A 21,223-nucleotide genomic window follows, 5' to 3' on the forward strand; every position below is an offset into this window, starting at 1 on the left:
CCCCCGCACCGCCCGGCTTCTCCTCTCCCCGCCGCCGCTCGCGCCCGGCGCCGCGAGCCTTCCGCGCCGCCGCGGCGAGCACGGGCCACCAGGGAACGGCGACCGAGCGACAGCACGAAACCCGCACCACTCCAGCAAGCCCCGAGGAGCCGTCATGAACGCCACCCCCACTCCCGACGGCAGCCCCGGTTCTCCCGACGAACAGGGAGAGCCCGGCGCCTCGCCCTCGCCCGTCCCGCTCGCCGAGTCGGTCCCTCAACAGAAGAGGCGCACCGCCGATCTCACACGAGTGACGGAGCCCGGCGCCGACCTGCTGGAGCATCCTGATCCGCGCACCGCGGCCCAGTGCGCCGCCACGGAGAACCTGCTCCGGTGCTGGGTGCGCGAGACCGACCTCGCGGCCCCCACGAGCGGCGTCCTTCGCCTCCCCCTGCCCGCCAGCGGTACCTCCCTCCTCGTACCAGTCCGCTACTGGTCCCCGACGGGCTGGCACCGCTTCGGCCCGCCACGCTTCACCAACGCCCCCGACTCCGCCCCTCCTCTCGACGCCGTCACTCTGGCCGCGCTGCTCACCCGGGAGACGACCAGCGCACCCATCCCCGTCGCCGCCTGCCCCGGCCCCGGTGACGACGGCGACCTCGTCGCCAGGGTGGCCGACTCCCTCCGCCGCACCGTGACCTTCATCCGCGACCGCCGCGAGCACCCCGCCGAGGTCCCCGACCTGTTCCTCGGCGCCGAGCAGGCCCTCCTCCTCGGCCACCCCCTGCACCCGACCCCCAAGAGCCGGGAAGGGCTGACCGAGGCCGAAGCCCGTCTGTACTCACCCGAGCTGCACGGCTCCTTCCCGCTGCACTGGCTGGCTGTCTCCCCCTCACTCCTCGCGACCGACTCGGCGTGGACCGAACGCGGCCGACCCGTCCCCGCCGACCACCTCACCCGACGCCTCGCCGGAAGAGGGCTCCCCCTCCCCGACGGGTACGCCGCGCTGCCGCTGCACCCGTGGCAGGCCCGCGAGCTGCGCCACCGCGCACCCGTCGCCGCCCTGCTCGCCTCCGGACTCCTCCGTGACCTCGGCCCCCACGGACCGTCCTGGCACCCCACCTCCTCCGTACGCACGGTGCACCGATCCGGCGCCCCCGCGATGCTCAAACTGTCGCTGGGCCTGCGCATCACCAACTCCCGCCGCGAGAACCTGCGCAAGGAACTCCATCGCGGAGTCGAGGTGCACCGGCTGCTGCGCACCGGCCTGTCCCAGCGGTGGCAGGCGGTCCACCCCGGCTTCGACATCGTCCGTGACCCGGCCTGGCTGGCCGTCGACGATCCGGGCGGACTGGCCGTGCCCGGACTGGACGTGATGATCCGGCACAATCCGTTCACCCCCGCCGACGACGTCGCCTGCGTCGCCGGACTCGTCTCGCCCCGGCCCGTCGCCGAGCCCGTCTCCGAGCCGGACGCCACGTCCTCGGCACAGCCCGCCGCCTGGCCGGTGCGGTCCCGGCTGGCCCAGCTCACGGCGCGGCTCGCCGCACGCACCCGCCGCCCCGTCGGAGCCGTCGCCGCGGAGTGGTTCCTCCGTTACCTGGAGCAGGTCGTCCGGCCCGTGCTCTGGCTGGACAGCGAGGCCGGCATCGCCCTCGAAGCCCACCAGCAGAACACCCTGCTCCTGCTCGACGGCAACGGCTGGCCGGCCGGCGGCCGTTACCGCGACAATCAGGGCTACTACTTCCGCGAATCCCGGCGGGCCGAACTGGACGCCCGGCTGCCCGGTATCGGCGAGCGCAGCGACACCTTCGTCGCCGACGAGGTCACCGACGAACGCTTCGCCTACTACCTCGCCATCAACAACGTCCTGGGACTGATCGGCGCATTTGGCTCCCAGCGCCTCGCCGACGAACGCCTGCTCCTCGCGGCCTTCCGCCGCTTCCTCACGGACCTCGCCTCGGGGCCCGCCGCACTACGCACCTCCCTGCCCCGCCATCTGCTCGACTCACCTGTCCTGCGCTGCAAGGCCAACCTGCTGACCCGGCTGCAGGGCCTGGACGAACTCGTCGGCCCTGTCGACACCCAGTCCGTCTATGTCACCCTCACCAACCCCCTTCACTCCTGAGCGAGCCGCCCCCGTCACCTTCGAGCGAGCCGCACCGCCCGACCGCACTTCCGAGGACCATGACCCACCTCGCCTCCTGAGAGGAGCGCACCGTGCCTCCCACCGACGCGAACGCCGACAGCAGCCCCGCCCCGGTTCACCCGGGTGCCCCTGTCCCTCCGGGCCTCCACGGCCCCCGAGCGGACGGAGAGGGAAGCCGTGACGCGCCGTTCACCGGGTTCACCATCGAGGCCGACGACGAGGACGGCGAGGACACGCTGGACCTGCACCTGCCCGCCGACTTCCTCGCCCGCTTCGCCGGCGGGACGGCCTACCTCCTGGACCAACTCCCCACCTGGGGGCCGGTAGCTACCCCCGTCGGCTCCTTCCATCTCGTGCCCGTCCGTATCGAAGACGACCTGCCGCTCCTCCACCGCTGGATGAACGACCCCGCCGCCGCCCGGTTCTGGGAGCTGGCCGGACCTCCGAGCCGGACCGAGGAGCACCTACGGGCCCAGCTCGACGGCGACGGGCGGAGCGTGCCGTGCGTCGGCGTACTGGACGGCAGACCGACGAGCTATTGGGAGATCTATCGCGCGGACCTGGATCCGCTCGCCCGCCACTATCCGGCCCGCCCGCACGACACCGGGATCCACCTCCTCGTCGGTGGGGCCGCGGACCGGGGACGGGGGCTTGGATCCGCCCTGCTGAGGGCCGTGGCCGACCTCGTCCTCGACCGGCGTCCGGCCTGCGCACGTGTCGTAGCGGAACCCGATCTTCATAACACCCCTTCCGTCGCGGCGTTCCTGAGCGCCGGATTCAGGTTCGCGGCCGAGGTCGACCTGCCCGGCAAGCGGGCCGCCCTCATGATCCGGGACCGACTCCTGCGCGATGTCTTGTAGCGCTGAGTGACGACGTGTTCACAGATTGAACGTCGCCCGATCCGGCGAGGTTCCCGCTCGATCCGAGAAATTCCTCCCGTCCCCGGCCCTCCAGGAGCCCAGCCGTGCCCCCGTCCCCCGTTCCCGCCTTGATCGCCCGTTTGTCAGTGCCGGGCCGTAGGGTGGTCGGGCTATGACGAAGTCCTCACTCCCCGAACTCCTGCACGCCGCTGTCGCCGCTGTCGGCGGCACGGAGCGCCCCGGCCAGGTGACCATGGCCGAAGCGGTCGCCGAGGCGATCGACGACGGATCCCACCTGCTGGTCCAGGCCGGCACCGGCACCGGAAAGTCGCTGGGTTATCTCGTGCCCGCGCTCGCGCAGGGGGAGCGGGTGGTCGTCGCGACGGCGACGCTGGCGCTGCAGCGCCAGCTCGTGGAGCGTGATCTGCCGCGCACGGTCGACGCCCTGCACCCGCTGCTGCGCCGCCGTCCGGAGTTCGCGATGCTGAAGGGCCGGTCGAACTATCTGTGCCTGCACCGTCTGCACGAGGGCATGCCGCAGGACGAGGAGGACGGTCTCTTCGACCAGTTCGAGGCCGCGGCGCCCACCAGCAAGCTGGGCCAGGATCTGCTGCGGATGCGCGACTGGGCGGACGAGACCGAGACCGGTGACCGGGACGATCTCACCCCGGGTGTCTCGGACCGCGCCTGGGCTCAGGTGTCGGTGTCGTCGCGGGAGTGCCTGGGCGCGACGAAGTGCGCCTACGGTGCCGAGTGCTTCGCGGAGATGGCCCGCGAGCGTGCCAAGCTCGCCGAAGTCGTGGTCACGAACCACGCCCTGCTCGCCATCGACGCCATCGAGGGCGCCCCGGTGCTGCCCCAGCACGAGGTGCTGGTCGTGGACGAGGCGCACGAACTGGTCTCCAGGGTCACCGGCGTCGCCACCGGCGAGCTGACCCCGGGCCAGGTCAACCGCGCCGTCCGCCGAGCCGCCAAGCTCGTCAACGAGAAGGCGGCCGACCAGCTGCAGACCGCCGCCGAGGGCTTCGAGCGGCTGATGGAGCTGGCCCTGCCGGGCCGCCTGGAGGAGATCCCGGAGGATCTCGGCTATGCCCTGATGGCGCTGCGGGACGCCGCCCGCACGGTCATCTCCGGGATCGGCGCGACGCGCGACAAGTCGGTCCAGGACGAGGACGCGGTCCGCAAGCAGGCGCTGGCCTCGGTGGAGGCGGTGCACGACGTGGCGGAGCGCGTCCTGAACGGCTCCGAGTGGGACGTCGTCTGGTACGAGCGGCACGACCGCTTCGGCGCCTCCCTGCGGATCGCACCCATGTCGGTCTCGGGCCTTCTCAGGGAGAAGCTCTTCGCCGACCGCGCCGTCGTCCTCACCTCCGCGACCCTCAAGCTGGGCGGCGATTTCAACGGCGTCGGCGCCTCCCTGGGGCTCGGCCCCGAAGGCGCGGAGGGCGAGGATCTGCCGAAGTGGAAGGGTGTCGACGTCGGCTCCCCGTTCGACTACCGCAGGCAGGGCATCCTCTACGTCGCCAAGCACCTGTCACGCCCGGCGCGTGACGGCGAGCGCTCCGACATGCTCGACGAGCTGACCGAGCTCATTCGGGCGGCCGGCGGCCGCACCCTCGGACTGTTCTCGTCCATGCGGGCGGCCCAGCTCGCCGCGGAGGAGCTGCGCTCGCGGATTCCGGAGTTCCCGATCCTGCTCCAGGGCGAGGAGACCCTCGGCGAACTGATCAAGAACTTCGCGGCCGACCCCAAGACCTGCCTGTTCGGCACGCTGTCCCTGTGGCAGGGCGTCGACGTCCCGGGGCCCAGCTGCCAGCTGGTCGTCATGGACAAGATCCCGTTCCCGCGCCCCGACGACCCGTTGATGAGCGCCCGGCAGAAGGCGGTCGAGGACGGGGGCGGCAACGGCTTCATGGCGGTGGCCGCCACTCACGCGGCCCTGCTCATGGCCCAGGGCGCGGGCCGACTCGTCCGTGCGTCGGGCGACCGCGGCGTGGTCGCCGTACTGGATCAGCGACTGGCTACCGCGCGCTACGGCGGCTATCTCAAGGCGTCACTGCCGGACTTCTGGTACACCACGGATCGTAACCAGGTGCGCAAGTCGCTCACGGCGATCGACGCGGCGGCGCAGCAGACGGAGGCCGCGCAGACGGAGGCATCGTGATCGCGGGGTAGCCTGACCGGCGCCGGTCAGGCTACCCCGCGATGCCAAGGCGTCGACGGCCGGGTCCGGACACAGCAGGGCCCCGGAACCGGCGCAGGGGTTCCGGGGCCCGGTCAGGGAGCGAACCGGCCGACCGGCCCGCCCGCGGCAGGTGTCACACCCGCCGAAGCACCGCGACGACCTTGCCGAGGATGGTCGCGTCATCGCCGGGGATCGGTTCGTAGGCCGCGTTGTGCGGGAGGAGCCAGACATGGCCGTCCTCGCGCTTGAAGCGCTTGACGGTGGCCTCGCCGTCGAGCATGGCTGCCACGATGTCCCCGTTCTCGGCGACCGGCTGGCGGCGCACGGTGACCCAGTCGCCGTCGCAGATCGCGGCCTCGATCATGGAGTCACCGACGACCTTGAGGACGAACAGCTCACCGTCACCGACGAGCTGGCGGGGGAGAGGGAAGACGTCCTCGACGGACTCCTCCGCGAGGATGGGCCCACCGGCGGCGATACGGCCGACCAGCGGGACGTACGACGCGGCGGGTTTGCCGGCGGTGTCCGTGGGCTGCACGGTCACGGCCTGGTCGGAGCCGCGCACTTCGTAGGCCCGCGGGCGGTGCGGGTCACGGCGCAGGAAGCCCTTGCGCTCCAGCGCCATCAGCTGATGGGCGACGGAGGAGGTGCTGGAGAGGCCGACAGCCTGACCGATCTCCCGCATGGACGGCGGGTAACCGCGACGCTGCACGGAATCCCGGATGACTTCGATCACGCGACGTTGCCGATCCGTGAGTCCGGAGCTGTCCGCCCGGATTCCTGGAGGTCGGCCCGGCAAGGAGCGCTTGTGCTCGGGATTCGTGGCTTCGTTCATCGCGTGTACCGGCTCGACTCGGCCCTGGGAGCGGTCCTGGGCAGTGATGGTGGCACTGTCTGCGGTCGTGGTCACGTCGGCCCCTCTCGATGGTCTCCCTGCTGGACAACGGTAGTTGCTTTCGAAAGGTTGCGCCAAACACACGTTCGAGTGAAAAAGTGCGATTCACCTGTCGCGATCGTGTGTCTGGGTGTATAGCTAACGCGCCACCTGGCGGACAAAAGCGCCCATTGTTGTACTCTTCACCGCCGGGGTCGCTGGCCTCGTGGGCCGTGTCCCCAGTCTGCCATCCGGAACCCGGCCGGCCGGGACCCGGGCCCTTTCTGTGCCGGAGCACTACGCGTCCTCCGTGCGGCGCCCACGGTATCTCCGTAAGTGCCGCGACGGTACGGCTCCGCGTCCGCGTGTCCCCGGACGGGCCACCGGTGTTGCCCGGGCGGGCTAACGGCATGCCGGTGTCACCGGCCGGTCCGTCGCGACACGCGTGTCTGCCTCGGTGTATACGCCGATCCCCACATCTAGTGGTTGGATGGCTACAGCAGCCCACAAGTTGTGGTCCCCCGGGTCCGAGAGGGCTCCGCGATCGCCTATGCTTAGGGCTGCTTCGCGGGGCCCATGGGGTTCGGCGAGGTTGTTGAGTCTGCTGTGAGGAGGGTTGGAGATCATGCACTGCCCCTTCTGCAGGCACCCCGACAGCCGTGTGGTCGACAGTCGTACGACCGACGACGGCACGTCGATCCGCAGGCGCCGCCAGTGTCCCGACTGCTCCCGTCGTTTCACGACCGTGGAGACGTGCTCGCTCATGGTGGTCAAGCGGTCCGGAGTCACCGAGCCTTTCAGCCGTACCAAGGTCATCAACGGCGTGCGCAAGGCATGCCAGGGGCGGCCTGTCACCGAGGACGCACTCGCCCTGCTCGGCCAACGGGTCGAGGAGGCGGTGCGGGCCACCGGAAGCGCCGAGCTGACCACCCACGACGTGGGGCTGGCCATACTCGGCCCGTTGCAGGAGCTCGACCTCGTCGCCTATCTGCGATTCGCCTCCGTCTACCGGGCGTTCGACTCGCTCGAGGACTTCGAGGCCGCCATCGCGGAGCTGAGGCAGGCGACGCGAGGCCCCGCCCCGGGCGACGACGACGCGGGAGCGGGGAGCCAGGAAGACGACGGCGGGCCCGGAGGGACCACTCAGGTCCCCGAGCCTGCCCACGCCGCCGACTGACCGACGAGCCGGAAACCGGGGGGAGACCCGGGTTCCGGTCGGCAGGCGGCGATCCAAGACCTGTTGCGGGCGGCAGCTGAGGGTGCCCGCAACACAAGACAGAACACCGTGCCACGGGAACAAACGGGGCACTTCAGGGCGTTTTCGCCCGTAGAGGGAGGCGGCATGACAGAGACGGCGAGCGGTCCGGCACGAGGTTCCCGAGCCAAGGGCGGCAAGGCGGGAAACAAGGGACTGCACATCGAGCGCATCCACACCACCCCCGGCGTGCACCCGTACGACGAGGTCGAGTGGGCGCGCCGTGACGTCGTCATGACCAACTGGCGCGACGGCTCGGTCAACTTCGAGCAGCGTGGCGTCGAGTTCCCCGACTTCTGGTCGGTGAACGCGGTCAACATCGTCACCAGCAAGTACTTCCGCGGTGCCGTCGGCACCCCGCAGCGCGAGGTCAGCCTCAAGCAGCTGATCGACCGCATCGTGAAGACGTACCGGAAGGCCGGCGAGGACCACAAGTACTTCGCCTCGCCCGCCGACGCCGAGATCTTCGAGCACGAGCTGGCGTACGCCCTCCTGCACCAGATCTTCAGCTTCAACAGCCCCGTCTGGTTCAACGTGGGCACCCCGCAGCCCCAGCAGGTCTCCGCCTGTTTCATCCTGGCCGTCGACGACTCCATGGAGTCGATCCTCGACTGGTACAAGGAAGAGGGGATGATCTTCAAGGGCGGCTCCGGTGCCGGCCTCAACCTGTCGCGCATCCGTTCCTCCAAGGAGCTGCTCTCCTCCGGCGGCAACGCGTCCGGTCCCGTCTCCTTCATGCGTGGCGCCGACGCCTCCGCCGGCACCATCAAGTCCGGTGGCGCCACCCGCCGCGCCGCCAAGATGGTCGTGCTCGACGTCGATCACCCCGACATCGAGGACTTCATCGAAACCAAGGTCAAGGAAGAGGAGAAGATCCGCGTCCTGCGCGACGCGGGCTTCGACATGGACCTGGGTGGCGACGACATCACCTCCGTCCAGTACCAGAACGCCAACAACTCGGTCCGTGTGAACGACGAGTTCATGAAGGCGGTCCAGGACGGCGGCGACTTCGGCCTGCGCGCGCGTATGACCGGTGAGGTCATCGAGGAGGTCGACGCCAAGACGCTCTTCCGCAAGATCGCCGAGGCCGCGTGGGCCTGTGCCGACCCGGGCATCCAGTACGACGACACCATCAACAACTGGCACACCTGCCCCGAGTCCGGCCGGATCACCGCGTCGAACCCGTGCAGCGAGTACATGCACCTGGACAACACGTCCTGCAACCTCGCCTCGCTGAACCTGATGAAGTTCCTGAAGGACGACGGCAAGGGCGAGCAGTCCTTCGAGGCCGAGCGCTTCCAGAAGGTCGTCGAGCTGGTCATCACGGCGATGGACATCTCGATCTGCTTCGCGGACTTCCCGACCCAGAAGATCGGCGAGAACACGCGCGCGTTCCGCCAGCTCGGCATCGGCTACGCCAACCTCGGCGCCCTGCTGATGGCCACCGGCCACGCCTACGACTCCGACGGCGGCCGCACCCTGGCCGGCGCGATCACCTCCCTGATGACGGGCACGGCCTACCGCCGTTCCGCCGAGCTGGCCGCGGTCGTCGGCCCGTACGACGGCTACGCCCGCAACGCCGACGCCCACAACCGCGTCATGCGGCAGCACGCCGACGCCAACGGCGAGGCCCCCCGCACGGACGACCTGGACACCCCGGTCTGGGCCGCCGCCACGGAGGCCTGGCAGGACGTGCTGCGCCTCGGCGAGAAGAACGGTTTCCGTAACGCCCAGGCGTCCGTGCTCGCCCCGACCGGCACCATCGGCCTCGCGATGTCCTGCGACACCACCGGTGTCGAGCCCGACCTCGCCCTGGTCAAGTTCAAGAAGCTCGTCGGCGGCGGCTCGATGCAGATCGTCAACGGCACCGTCCCGCAGGCCCTGCGCCGCCTGGGTTACCAGGAGGAGCAGATCGAGGCGATCGTCGCCCACATCGCCGAGAACGGCAACGTGATCGACGCCCCCGGTCTGAAGCAGGAGCACTACGAGGTGTTCGACTGCGCCATGGGCGAGCGCGCCATCTCCCCGATGGGCCACGTGCGCATGATGGCCGCGATCCAGCCGTGGATCTCCGGCGCCATCTCCAAGACGGTCAACATGCCGGAGACGGCGACCGTCGAGGAGGTCGAGGAGATCTACTTCGAGGCCTGGAAGCTGGGCGTCAAGGCGCTCGCGATCTACCGCGACAACTGCAAGGTCGGCCAGCCGCTCTCCGCCAAGAAGAAGGAGGACGAGAAGGCCGAGATCACCGAGAAGGCCGAGGAGACGATCCGTACCGCGGTCGAGAAGGTGGTCGAGTACCGCCCGGTCCGCAAGCGCCTCCCCAAGGGCCGCCCGGGGATCACCACGTCCTTCACCGTCGGCGGCGCCGAGGGCTACATGACCGCCAACTCCTACCCGGACGACGGCCTCGGCGAGGTCTTCCTGAAGATGTCCAAGCAGGGCTCCACCCTCGCGGGCATGATGGACGCCTTCTCCATCGCGGTCTCCGTCGGCCTCCAGTACGGCGTGCCGCTGGAGACGTACGTCTCGAAGTTCACCAACATGCGCTTCGAGCCGGCCGGCATGACCGACGACCCGGACGTGCGGATGGCGCAGTCGATCGTCGACTACATCTTCCGTCGTCTGGCGTTGGACTTCCTGCCCTTCGAGACGCGCTCCGCGCTCGGCATCCACTCCGCCGAGGAGCGCCAGCGCCACCTGGAGACCGGCTCGTACGAGCCGGCCGACGACGAGGTCGACGTCGAGGGTCTGGCCCAGTCGGCGCCGCGCGCCCAGGAACTGAAGGCCGTGGCCGCGCCGAAGGCCGAGGTGGAGGCGGCCAAGCCCGACCCGAAGCAGGCGCACACCAGCGCCGAACTGGTGGAGATGCAGCTGGGCATCCAGGCGGACGCCCCGCTGTGCTTCTCCTGCGGCACGAAGATGCAGCGAGCCGGCTCCTGCTACATCTGCGAGGGCTGCGGCTCGACCAGCGGCTGCAGCTGATGACACGCGGTAACTGAGGTAAGGGGCGCCGGCCATTGCCGGTGCCCCTTACCCGTTGTCGGGCCTCAGGCCTGGTGAGCCCTGCCCATGACCCGGGTGAACGTAGCCGGGTCCTCCTCGAACCCGTGCACCCCGGGCCGGAAGGTCCAGTCTCCGGAGTCGTCCCGCGCGAACTCGGCGATCGTGGCCGCCGTCGCCCCGAGGACCGCGCCGAAGTCGTCCTCGGCGAGCACGGTGTAGCCCTCCCGGATGCGCATGGCCGGATTCAGCACATGGACGAACGTCTTGTGCCCGGGCCGTTGTTGGATGACCGCACCGACCACCACGCGCGCGTACCGGCCGTCCAGTCGGTCCAGTTCGAGCGTCATGACCTCGTCCCAGCCGAAACCCCTGCCGTCGGTGCTGTCCCGGTTGAGGAAGATCGTGCCGTCGGGTGAGCGGCTGTCGAAGTGCACCAGATAGGCCGGAGTCCCGTACGGGTCGCCCGAGGTGAACGTCGCCGCGACGATGTCGAGATCGGTGGGCGGCTGACCCACCGGACTCGGGTCCCACTTGAGCGCGACCTCGACCTTGCGGATTCCCTTGCTGAAGCCGGACAACAGGCTTCCCCTTCCCCCTCTGACTGCTCTGTCCCCAACTCGCCTGGAGCCAGGGCTCTTTGCCCATCGTGCCACGGGCGCGGAGCGCATGCGCGGGTGATCTCCGCCGGAGCGTGACCGACGCCACGTCCGGTGGCCTTACGATGGCGCGGTGCTGGTCAAGTGGATTCGCTGCACCGTGGTGGACCGCCGCGGCTTCGAGCGGGGGCAGCGGAAATGGGCGGGGCTTCTGGGGGAGCCGGGATTTCGGGGACAGGGCGGAGGCTGGAGCCGGCAGCGGTCGGGCGTGGCCCACACCTTCGCCTTCTGGGAGAGCCGCGCCTTCTACGACTCCTTCATGGCCCGCTCGCACGACCGCTTGGCGTCCGCCCAGGCCGGTACGTTCAAGGACGCCCAGGTCAAGCTCTTCGAGTACCGCTTCGATGTGAAGACGGGCTTCGAGCCGCGGTTCACCGACGCCGATCTCATCCGGGTCGCCCTGTGCCAGGTCCACCAGGAGCGCGTCGACCACTTCACCCTCATGCAGGAGAAGGTCTGGAACCCCGCGATGGCCGGCTCGCCCGGCATGATCCGCGGCATGTTCGCCGAGGCCCCGGAGCAGGAGTTCCTCGTCCTGTCGATGTGGCGGGCGGCGGCCGAGCACGGCAAGTACCGCACCGAGCGCGTGGAACGCCTCGCCCTGCGCGCCCAGACCGAGACCGACATCGCGGCTCTCTCCGGTGACGTCGTGGACATGGAACCTTCCTGGACGGTCTGAGCCCCCAGGGTGTCGGTTTGAAGAGCAAACTCACATCCTGAAGACGCCGCGAAAGCTGCCCGGGGAGCGCCGGGGGAGCCCTGCGACGGGCCTGTGGCGCCGAATTCGTGTGACCTACGCCGTATGGAGCCCGTACGAGTGCTCGAGTTCCCCTCACTCGATCTAGGGTCTTGGCATGGTACGACCACGGCGCATCGTCCTTGTCCGGCACGGCGAGTCCACGGGCAACGTCGACGACTCCGTGTACGAGCGTGAGCCCGACCACGCGCTCGCGCTGACCGAGCGCGGCTCGCGGCAGGCCGAGGAGACCGGCAAGGAGCTACGGGAACTCTTCGGCCAGGAACGCGTGAGCGTGTACGTCTCGCCGTACCGCCGTACGCACGAGACGCTCCGCGCCTTCCACCTCGACCCCGACCTCATGCGCGTCCGGGAGGAGCCGAGGCTGCGTGAACAGGACTGGGGCAACTGGCAGGACCGCGACGACGTCCGCCTGCAGAAGGCCTACCGGGACGCGTACGGCCACTTCTTCTTCCGGTTTCCGCAGGGGGAGTCCGGCGCCGATGTGTACGACCGGGTCGGCGGCTTCCTGGAGAGCCTGTTCCGCAGCTTCGAGGACCCCGACCACCCGCCGAACGTGCTGCTGGTGACGCACGGGCTCGCGATGCGGCTCTTCTGCATGCGCTGGTTCCACTGGACCGTCGCGGAATTCGAGTCGCTGGCGAACCCGGGGAACGCGGAGATGCGGATGCTCGTTCTGGGCGAGGACGGCAGGTACACGCTCGACCGGCCCTTCGAGCGCTGGCGCAAGCCGCTGCCGTACTGGGTGAACGGATAGAGTGGCAGAGCGATGACCGCTGACTCCTCTTCCTCCGGGCGCCTGGAGCGTGCTCTGGCAAGCCTGCGCGGACTGGCCGTGGGAGACGCCCTGGGCTCCCAGTTCTTCGTTCCGGCGCACTATCCCCTGCTGAAGCGACGCGAGCTGCCTCCGGGGCCCTGGCAGTGGACCGACGACACCGAGATGGCGTGCTCCGTGGTCGCCGTCCTCGCCGCCCACCACCGCATCGACCAGGACGCGCTGGCCCGCTCCTTCGCCGAGCACCACGATTTCGACCGGGGCTACGGCCCCGCGGTCAACCGGCTGCTGCGCCTCGTCCGCGAGGGCGGGGACTGGCGTGAGCTGGCCGCCGGGCTCTTCAACGGACAGGGGTCCTGGGGCAACGGAGCGGCCATGCGGATCGCGCCCCTGGGCGCCTGGTACGCGGACGATCCGGAGCAGGCGACCCACCAGGCGGAGATCTCGGCCTACCCCACCCACCAGCACCGGGAGGCCGTGGTCGGAGCCATGGCCGTGGCCGCGGCGGCGGCTCTGGCAGGCTCGCCGGACGGACCGCCGAGCCCCGAGGCGCTCCTCGAGGGCGTCATCGCCCTGGTGCCGAAGAGCGCGGTCGGTCAGGGACTCCGGCGCGCCCGGGACATGCTCGACTACGGCGACGCGGGCACCGTCGCGGCCGTGCTGGGCTGCGGGCGCCGTACGACGGCCCATGACACCGTGCCCTTCGCCCTCTGGTCCGCCGCACGCAGCCTCGGGCATTACGAGACCGCGTTCTGGACGACCGCCCAGGTGGGCGGCGACGTGGACACGACCTGCGCGATCGTGGGCGGCGTGCTCGCCTCCGGCAAGGCGGGGACACCGCCCGCCGAGTGGGTGGAGCGGGCGGAGGCGCGGCCGGATTGGGTGCCGTCGCGGCTCTGACGGGTTGCGAGGCCGGGCCTGGGGGCTGGGAACGGGTTCCGATGCCGGGTCTCGGGGCTGGGAACGGGTTTCCAGGCCGGCTTGGCGGCTGTCTCGTCGGCCCTGACCTGCTCCGGTGTGCTTCTGGCTCCGGTCAGCTGTGTCTCAGGGCTGGTGAAGGCCGGATTCCGGGCGGGACGGGTTGCCGCGAGAACTCTCCGTGGCTATCGGGAACTCTCCGTGACCGTTGCCCGTTCTTCTCGTATCCGCTGATGTGCCGCGCCCTTCGGTGTCGGGTGCGGCGGGATTCGAAGGCTGGGTCGGAGGGGGTGTGTGATGGCGCTCGTGTCGCGGACGCCGGTCCTGGTGTTCGCCGTTCTGGTCCTGCTGTGGTCGCTGGTGGCCGGCGTGCGGCCGGCCGGACCGGAGCGCGTCCGTGTGCCGTCTGTCCCCAGGCGGCGGTCCGGCAGGCCGCGACTCCGTGCGGCCCCGAGGGGGTCAGCCCATGCCCGGGCCCGCCATGCCGGAGAGGGACTCGAGATCGCTCTTGCGGACCTTGAGGACCAGCCAGGCGGTGAGGAAAGCCAGCCCGGCCATCGCGGCGGCCGGTACGAAGGCGCTGGAGATGCCGTGCGCGAGCACGTCGTGTCCCCAGGGCGCGGGCAGCTGGTGTGTCTTGGCGAACTGAGCCTGCTGCTCGGGCGAGCTGTTGCCGAGGAATTTCGGCAGCTGCTTCTTCGCCTCGTCCTTGCTGGCCGAGCCGAACACGGTCGTCAGGATGGAGAGACCGAGCGAACCGCCCACCTGCTGCATCGCGTTGAGCAGACCGGAGGCCGCACCTGCCTCGTGCTGGGCGACGCCGGACACCGCCGTCACGGTGGCCGTCACGAAGTTCAGGCCCATGCCGAAACCGAACACCAGCATCGGGCCGAGCACTCCGCCGAGATAGGAGCTGTCCGGCCGGATGAACGTCTGCCAGGCCAGCCCGATCACCACGAGCGCCGAGCCGACCATCATGAACGGCTTCGGGCCGAGCTTCGGCAGCAGGGCCTGCGACAGGCCCGCGCCGACCGCGATCGCGACCGTCACGGGGAGGAAGGCCAGGCCGGCCTTGATGGCGCTGTAGCCGAGGATGTCCTGCACGAACAGCACGATGTAGAAGAACATGCCGAACATGGCCGCGGACAGGCTGAGCATGATCACGTACGTGCCCCAGCGGTTGCGGTCCGCGAACATCCTGAGCGGGGTGATCGGCTCCTTCGCCCGCGTCTCGATGAGGACGAAGGCGACCAGCAGCACCACCGCCGCGGCGAACGAGCCGAGGGTGAGGCTGTCGCGCCAGCCGTTCTCAGCGGCGCGGATGAATCCGTACACCAGCGAGGCCATGCCCACCGTCGACGTCAGCGCGCCTGTGATGTCGAACCGCCCCGGGTGCCGATCGGACTCGCTGATGTACAGCGGGGCGAGCGCCGCGATCAGCACACCGATGGGCACGTTGACGAACAGCACCCATCGCCAGTCCAGCCAGTCGGTGAGCATGCCGCCGGCGAGCAGGCCGATGGCGCCACCACCCGCGGAGACAGCGGCGAACACGCCGAAGGCCCGGTTGCGTTCCGGGCCCTCGGGGAAGGTCGTGGTGATCAGCGCCAGCGATGTGGGCGAGGCTATCGCGCCGCCCACGCCCTGCAGGGCTCGTGCGGCCAGCAGCTGCCAGGGTTCCTGAGCGAGGCCGCCCAGCAGCGAGGCGAAGGTGAAGAGCAGGATGCCGGTGATGAACACCCGGCGGCGGCCGAGGATGTCACCGGCCCGCGCGCCGAGCAGCAGCAGGCCGCCGAAAGTGAGGGTGTAGGCGCTGACCACCCAAGTCAGGTCGGTGGTGCTGAACTTGAGCGCATCTTGAATGTGCGGGAGTGCGATGTTCACAATCGTCGCGTCGAGTACAACCATGAGTTGGCAGGCCGCGATGACGGTGAGTGCGATACCGGGATGCCCCTCCCGGCGGGCCACGCCCGGTTTTGGATCCTTCAGCAGCTGAGAGGTCGTCACTATGGGTCCCCCATAAAGGCATTAGTGAACGCTCGCGTTCACTTTCGCCTCCACGGTAGTGAGTCCCCAAGAGTGAACGCAAGCGTTCACTTAATCGGGCGCGCCGCCCCGCGTCCCCCTCTCGCTGCGGCGCGGCGCCCTCTGCCCCGGAATCCCCGCTTCCCATGCACGTTGGAGAGACAGATGGTTACCTCGCGCTGGACGGCCGATCCATCCCGGACGGCTTCCCCTCGTCGGCGCGGCGTGGTGCTGGAGCGCGCGATCCTGGACGCCGCTCTGGAACAGCTCGGCGCGGTCGGTTGGAAGGGCCTGACCATGGAAGGGGTCGCGGCCGGCGCCCAGACCGGCAAAGCCGCGGTGTACCGCCGCTGGCCCTGCAAGGAGGACCTTGTCGCGGACGCGTTGGTCGCCGGGCTGGCCCGGGTGGAGACGGCCCCGGACCTCGGAAGTGTGCGCGAGGACCTCCTCACTCTGTGCCGACAGGTGCGGGAGATCATGTACTCGCCGCCCGGCGTCGCGCTGCGCGCGGTGATTCACGAGTGCGACGATGTTCAGGCGGAGCGCTTCCAGGACGTGATCGTCGGAGGGGTCATCGAGCCGACCGTCACGCTGCTCCATGAGGTCATCACCCGTGGAATAGAGCGGGGAGAGGTCCGCGTCGACGCGGCCAACGGGTATGTCTTCGACGTCATCCCGGCCATGATGATGTACCGCTCGAAGGTGTGCGCGAGTGAATGGAGCGATCAGGATCTCGAAGAGATGATCGACCAGCTGATGCTCCCGCTGCTGCGGCCTCACCGACTCTGACCCCATGCTCCGGTGAGCCGCGTGGCGGTCGGGCGACCAGGGTGTCGTACGGCGATCCCGGCGGCGTACGCTAAGGGCGCCATGCCGTACGAACCACCCACTCACACTGTCGAGCGCTCCCTGCGCGCCACGACCGGAGCGAAGGTCATCGCCGGTATCGACGAGGTGGGGCGCGGCGCCTGGGCCGGACCCGTCACCGTCTGTGCCGCGATCACCGGACTGCGCCGCCCGCCCGAGGGTCTGACCGACTCCAAGCTGCTGACCGTCAAGCGTCGTACGGAACTGGCCGAGATCCTGCGGGTATGGGTGACGGCCTACGCGCTGGGGCATGCTTCCCCCGAGGAGATCGACGACCTGGGGATGACGGCCGCGCTGCGGCTCGCCGCGGTCCGTGCCCTGGACGCGCTGCCGGTCCGCCCCGACGCCGTCATCCTCGACGGGAAGCACGACTATCTCGGTGCCCCCTGGAAGGTACGCACGGTGATCAAGGGCGACCGGTCGTGTGTGGCCGTCGCTGCGGCGTCGGTGATCGCCAAGGTTCAGCGCGACAAAATGATGGCCGAACTGGGTATCGACCATGCAGACTTCGGATTTGCGGACAACGCCGGGTACCCGTCGCCCGTGCACAAGGCCGCACTGGAGGAGCGGGGACCCACCCCGCACCACCGCTTGTCGTGGGCGTATCTTGATGCGTTGCCTCAGTGGCGGCACCTCAAGAAGGTCCGCGGCTGGGCGGACGGAGGCGCTCCGGAAATCGAGGGTCAGCTCGGCTTCGATTTCTGACGGTTCCGATCGCACTGATGTGCCCCCCAGTCACCCGCACCGCACCAATGTTTGATAAATATCAGCTCATGCCTCTCATTCCCGAGGAGCCTCAGATTCACGAGAGTGCCCAGGGTCCCCGCGCTACTCCGGCCAGCGGCCGTACCGCGCCGACCCCTCGCCCCGTACCCGGCCCCCGCCCCGCGGCTCCGCCCCGCCCCGGTCGTCCCGGCCCTCTGCGGCCCGTGCCGCCGGTGCAGCGCACCCCGCGTGACGTGGCTCCGGCCAAGCCTGGCCCGTCGGGCCCGGCCGCTCCGGCGGTCACCCCGCAGATCCAGCTGATCCCGGCTTCGGCCGAGGGCGCGCTCGACGCAGCCGAGGAGTCAGTGGACCTGCTCCTGGAATCGGGCCGCGCCCCCGGCGACGTGCTCGTGATCACCACCGGTGCCCAGCACCCGTGGGCGGAGCACGAGCTGTCCTTCGGCGAAGCGTCCTACTGGGCGCAGCACGACGCCGGTGACGACGTCTTCTACACGGACGCCGCCATCGCCTCCCGTGCCGCGTCCCGACCCGTGGTGGTCGTGGCCGTCAACGGAGGCCCGACCTCCGCCGCTGCCTCCGCCCTTTCGCTGGCCCACTCCCGGGCCGCTGCCCTGCTGATCGTCTGCGGCGACCCGCAGCAGATCAACGCGGTGCTGGGCGCCGGCGTCTGAGCCATACCCGGCGCCTTGGGGCACCGGGTTGACGCTGGAGCCGCCCCGGCTGAATCCGCACGGAGTGGCTTTCGGCATGCCCGGCCGGCGGGCGGCCTTCGGCTCACGAGTCGACCATCTGGCCGGGTCCAGCGACCGTTACGCGCTGCCGGTTCGGACTGTCGCCGTAGTGCGGGCACGGTGCCGACCGGGGAGCCGTGCCTGGTCGGTGTATCGAGGGACACTCCAGGAGTAGATCTCGTACGACCGCTGGACACGGAGTGGTGGGCGCCTGTTCCGCGGCGTCTCCTGCTTCTGGCGCGGCGTCCTGGCCGGATAGTCTGCGGCCGGACTGCCGTCCGCGCGGCCGGCCCGGGTGATCGGCGGGCGTCGGCGGCCAGGCGCCGGGCCAGGCATGGGACTCAGGCGTACGACCTCGTCCCGGTGTCGTGACCTTCAGCGGGCCGCCGCGCGGCGCAGCACCTCGGAGACCGGCCCGCCGGTGCGTGGCGGTAGCGGTGGGGCCTCCGTCATGGCGAAGGGCTCCGGCGCGGAGTCGGCGTTGGGGCGGCGTCCGCCGCGCCCCTCGCCGAGCACCTGCCAGCCGTCGTGGGTCAGCGTGATGTACGCCCCGCAGCGCAGGCCGTGCAGCGTGCAGGCGTCGCGCAGCCCCCACATCCAGGCGCCGTCCTCCTCCGTCCAGCGCGCATCGCCCTCACGGCAGTAGAGCAGTACCGCCGTACGCACCGGTGTGCGGCGTCGCAGGTCGTGCGGGATGACCCGGCGCAACTGGGCGAGCAGCGCGTTGCGGAACATCCAGCCGTCGGCTGGATCCGGGCGGCGCGTGAACGAGGCGCTGGCACACAGCCGCTCGTCCGGATCCAGCACGGCCACTATCGCCGTGGACGGTTTCGGGCGGTGGCGGGTGTGCAGCCCGCTGACGATCTCACGGGGGTTGCGCAGCAGAGGGATTCCGGCGGCAGCCCATTCGGCCGGCTCGAGCAGGCGACTGGCGGAGACGGCGGACGTGGACGTCGACAACGAGGCCGCCGAGGACGAGGCGAATCCGAAGGTCACGTTCCTCCCTTCGGCTACGCGCCCACACTGCGGGCGAGGTCGGATTTGGGAGCGCGCACCGCAGCGAAGCCCAACCGGATCACGGACGAGCCGTGCGGGGAGCGGACCTCAATTCTTCCTGTCGAACTGGGATGCGGCAACGAGCAATTGGGGCCACCGACTGCTATCTGGGGGTGTGTGGCTTATATCCCTACCCAAAGGTTCGGCTGGTGACGCCTCGACGTCCAGCCGGAGGGTATTGGGCCGCCCCGGCCGCACGCGCGGTCAGCCCTGGACGGCCAGGACCAGCGGCAACACCCCCTGCGCACCGGACTTTCGAAGCAGACGTGCCGCGACCGCGAGGGTCCAGCCCGTCTCGGTGAAGTCGTCGACCAGCAGAACCGGACCGCCGGCCTCGGCGAGCGCCGAGGTGAGGGCGGCCGGCACCGTCAGCGCGCCGTCGAGGGCCTTCAGCCGTTGCGCGCTGTTGCTGCGCGGCACCCGCGTCACATCCTCGGCGTACTCCACGGATCCGAGCAGCGGCAGCCGGCCGACCTCGGCGATGCGGGCGCCCAAGGAGTGGACCAGCCGGGGCCGGGTCCGCGAGGCGACGGTCACGACACCCACCGGGCGGGGCTGGGCATCGGGCGCACCGGGCGCCCAGCCACCGGGACCCTTCGCCCAGTCGGCCAGGACGCCCACCACGGCCCGCGCCACGTCGTCCGGCACGGGGGTGTCCGGCGCCTGGGACGCGAGGAGCGGCCGCAGCCGGTTGCCCCAGCCGATGTCCGACAGTCGACCCAGCGCACGTCCCGATGAGGCCTGCTCACCGGCTGGAATGCGCCCCTTGAGCGCGATACCGATGGCCGGCAGGCCGGTCGGCCACATACGCCGAGGCTCCACCTCGACGCCGGCACGGCCGAGGTCGCTCCGCGCGGCGTCCACCGCCGTCGAGGACGTGTCGGCGGTGAAGCGCGGCCTCGCGCAGTTGTCGCAGCGGCCACAGGGTTTGGCGCCCTCGTCGTCCAGCTGACGCTGCAGGAACTCCATCCGGCATTCGGTGGTGGACGCGTAGGCACGCATCGCCTGCTGTTCGGCCGCGCGCTGCCGGGCCACCCAGTCGTACCGCTCGGTGTCGTACGACCAGGGCCGCCCGGTGGCGATCCAGCCGCCCTTGACGCGGTGGACCGCCCCGTCCACGTCGAGGACCTTCAGCATGGTCTCCAGCCGGGAGCGGCGCAGCTCGACCAGCGGTTCCAGGGCGGGCAGCGACAACGGTCTGTCGGCCCGGGAGAGGACGTCCAGGGTGCGCCGGACCAACTCCTCGGAGGGGAAGGCGAGCGAGGCGAAGTACTGCCAGATCGCTTCGTCCTCCTTGCCCGGCAGCAGCAGTACCTCGGCGTGCTCGACACCGCGGCCGGCCCGGCCGACCTGCTGGTAGTAGGCGATGGGGGAGGAAGGGGAGCCGAGGTGGACCACGAAGCCCAGGTCCGGCTTGTCGAAACCCATGCCGAGCGCGGAGGTGGCGACCAGAGCCTTGACCCGGTTGGCGAGCAGATCGTCCTCGGCCTGCTGCCGGTCGGCGTTCTCCGTTTTGCCCGTGTACGAGGCGACCGTGTGCCCGCGCTGCCGCAGGAAGGCGGTGACCTCCTCCGCCGCGGCGACGGTGAGCGTGTAGATGATGCCGGAGCCCGGCAGGTCGTTGAGGTGGTCGGCGAGCCAGGCCATTCGGTGTGCCGCATCCGGCAGTCGGAGCACCCCGAGGCTGAGGCTCTCTCGGTCCAGCGGTCCGCGCAGCACCAGGGCGTCCGACGTGCCGCCCGTGCCGAGCTGCTCGGCGACGTCCGCGGTCACGCGGGCATTGGCCGTGGCGGTGGTGGCCAGCACGGGCACGCCCGGCGGCAGCTCGCCCAGCATGGTGCGCAACCGTCGGTAGTCGGGACGGAAGTCGTGGCCCCAGTCGGAGATGCAGTGGGCCTCGTCCACGACCAGCAGGCCGGTTGCCGCGGACAGCTTGGGCAGGACCTGGTCGCGGAAGTCGGGGTTGTTCAGCCGCTCCGGACTGACGAGCAGGACATCGACCTCCCCGGCCGCGATCTCGGCCTGGACGGCGTCCCACTCCTCGGTGTTCGCGGAATTGATGGTCCGGGCACGGATACCGGCCCGGGCCGCCGCCTCCACCTGGTTGCGCATGAGCGCGAGCAGGGGCGAAACGATCACCGTGGGTCCGCTTCCGCTGGCCCGCAGCAGTGAGGTCGCCACGAAGTACACCGCGGACTTGCCCCATCCGGTGCGCTGGACGACCAGGGCCCGGCGCCGGTCGGCGACCAGCGCCTCGATCGCCCGCCACTGGTCCTCGCGCAGCCGGGCCCCGCCCGTGGCGTCCCCGACGAGCCGGGCGAGGACGGCGTCCGCCTGTGCCCGAAGATCCGCGTTGCTCGTGTGCTCCATGCGTCCCATACAACAGGACGGGACCGACAACCGG

The 21,223-nt window shown here is 70.3% G+C and carries 16 protein-coding genes; 11 read left to right on the top strand and 5 right to left on the bottom strand.

The window, feature by feature from the left end; translation table 11 throughout:
- Positions 1 to 154: 154 nt before the first annotated feature.
- The 3 genes from ADK64_RS35970 (at position 155) to ADK64_RS35980 (ending at position 5,152) form a co-directional block, all read left to right on the top strand.
- A complete protein-coding gene (locus ADK64_RS35970; RefSeq protein ID WP_053666260.1) occupies positions 155 to 2,107 on the top strand; it encodes an IucA/IucC family protein in 1,953 nt (650 codons plus the stop codon).
- Between the two features lie 92 nt (positions 2,108 to 2,199).
- Positions 2,200 to 2,988 (top strand): GNAT family N-acetyltransferase, encoded by a 789-nt coding sequence (locus ADK64_RS35975; RefSeq protein WP_053666263.1) that lies wholly within the window; start codon positions 2,200 to 2,202, stop codon positions 2,986 to 2,988.
- A 172-nt stretch (positions 2,989 to 3,160) separates the two neighbouring features.
- Complete coding sequence (locus ADK64_RS35980; RefSeq protein ID WP_053666265.1) at positions 3,161 to 5,152, top strand: ATP-dependent DNA helicase; 1,992 nt, start codon at positions 3,161 to 3,163, stop codon at positions 5,150 to 5,152.
- A 154-nt stretch (positions 5,153 to 5,306) separates the two neighbouring features.
- On the opposite strand, the gene lexA is transcribed toward ADK64_RS35980, so the two are convergent.
- Complete coding sequence (gene lexA, locus ADK64_RS35985; RefSeq protein ID WP_053666267.1) at positions 5,307 to 6,083, bottom strand: transcriptional repressor LexA; 777 nt, start codon at positions 6,081 to 6,083, stop codon at positions 5,307 to 5,309.
- Between the two features lie 589 nt (positions 6,084 to 6,672).
- On the opposite strand from lexA, the gene nrdR reads away from it, so the two are divergent.
- Positions 6,673 to 7,224, top strand: a complete 552-nt coding sequence (nrdR, locus tag ADK64_RS35990) for a transcriptional regulator NrdR (RefSeq protein ID WP_053666291.1) — start codon at positions 6,673 to 6,675, stop codon at positions 7,222 to 7,224.
- Positions 7,225 to 7,389: 165 nt separating this feature from the next.
- Positions 7,390 to 10,287, top strand: a complete 2,898-nt coding sequence (locus ADK64_RS35995) for a vitamin B12-dependent ribonucleotide reductase (protein ID WP_053666269.1) — start codon at positions 7,390 to 7,392, stop codon at positions 10,285 to 10,287.
- 65 nt (positions 10,288 to 10,352) lie between these two features.
- On the opposite strand, the gene ADK64_RS36000 is transcribed toward ADK64_RS35995, so the two are convergent.
- Positions 10,353 to 10,886: a TerD family protein gene (locus ADK64_RS36000; RefSeq protein ID WP_053666271.1), complete on the bottom strand. Its 534-nt coding sequence runs from the start codon at positions 10,884 to 10,886 to the stop codon at positions 10,353 to 10,355.
- Positions 10,887 to 11,037: 151 nt separating this feature from the next.
- On the opposite strand from ADK64_RS36000, the gene ADK64_RS36005 reads away from it, so the two are divergent.
- The 3 genes from ADK64_RS36005 (at position 11,038) to ADK64_RS36015 (ending at position 13,396) form a co-directional block, all read left to right on the top strand.
- Positions 11,038 to 11,643: a YdbC family protein gene (locus ADK64_RS36005; RefSeq protein WP_053666273.1), complete on the top strand. Its 606-nt coding sequence runs from the start codon at positions 11,038 to 11,040 to the stop codon at positions 11,641 to 11,643.
- Between the two features lie 175 nt (positions 11,644 to 11,818).
- Entirely contained in the window at positions 11,819 to 12,478 is a 660-nt protein-coding gene (locus ADK64_RS36010; protein ID WP_053666275.1) for a histidine phosphatase family protein, read from the top strand.
- A 12-nt stretch (positions 12,479 to 12,490) separates the two neighbouring features.
- Positions 12,491 to 13,396 (top strand): ADP-ribosylglycohydrolase family protein, encoded by a 906-nt coding sequence (locus ADK64_RS36015; RefSeq protein WP_053666277.1) that lies wholly within the window; start codon positions 12,491 to 12,493, stop codon positions 13,394 to 13,396.
- 477 nt (positions 13,397 to 13,873) lie between these two features.
- Here ADK64_RS36015 and ADK64_RS36020 read toward each other — a convergent pair whose 3' ends face one another.
- Positions 13,874 to 15,421, bottom strand: coding sequence for an MFS transporter (locus ADK64_RS36020; protein WP_107093189.1), 1,548 nt, complete (start codon positions 15,419 to 15,421; stop codon positions 13,874 to 13,876).
- A gap of 183 nt (positions 15,422 to 15,604) precedes the next feature.
- Between ADK64_RS36020 and ADK64_RS36025 the strand changes: the two genes are divergently transcribed.
- The 3 genes from ADK64_RS36025 to ADK64_RS36035 all read left to right on the top strand — a co-directional run bounded on the left by ADK64_RS36025 (position 15,605) and on the right by ADK64_RS36035 (position 17,703).
- Positions 15,605 to 16,228, top strand: coding sequence for a TetR/AcrR family transcriptional regulator (locus tag ADK64_RS36025; RefSeq protein WP_078993043.1), 624 nt, complete (start codon positions 15,605 to 15,607; stop codon positions 16,226 to 16,228).
- 81 nt (positions 16,229 to 16,309) lie between these two features.
- Positions 16,310 to 17,011 (top strand): ribonuclease HII, encoded by a 702-nt coding sequence (locus ADK64_RS36030; RefSeq protein WP_053666281.1) that lies wholly within the window; start codon positions 16,310 to 16,312, stop codon positions 17,009 to 17,011.
- A gap of 68 nt (positions 17,012 to 17,079) precedes the next feature.
- Positions 17,080 to 17,703 (top strand): hypothetical protein, encoded by a 624-nt coding sequence (locus ADK64_RS36035; protein WP_078993042.1) that lies wholly within the window; start codon positions 17,080 to 17,082, stop codon positions 17,701 to 17,703.
- Between the two features lie 435 nt (positions 17,704 to 18,138).
- On the opposite strand, the gene ADK64_RS36040 is transcribed toward ADK64_RS36035, so the two are convergent.
- The gene (locus tag ADK64_RS36040; protein WP_053666283.1) at positions 18,139 to 18,759 is read right to left on the bottom strand and encodes a hypothetical protein; all 621 of its coding nucleotides are present in this window, start codon (positions 18,757 to 18,759) and stop codon (positions 18,139 to 18,141) included.
- Between the two features lie 264 nt (positions 18,760 to 19,023).
- Positions 19,024 to 21,189, bottom strand: coding sequence for a RecQ family ATP-dependent DNA helicase (locus ADK64_RS36045; protein WP_053666285.1), 2,166 nt, complete (start codon positions 21,187 to 21,189; stop codon positions 19,024 to 19,026).
- Between the last annotated feature and the right edge of the window lie 34 nt (positions 21,190 to 21,223).

This window comes from Streptomyces sp. MMG1121 (genome assembly GCF_001280015.1).
In the GTDB taxonomy this organism is placed as follows: Bacteria; Actinomycetota; Actinomycetes; order Streptomycetales; family Streptomycetaceae; genus Streptomyces.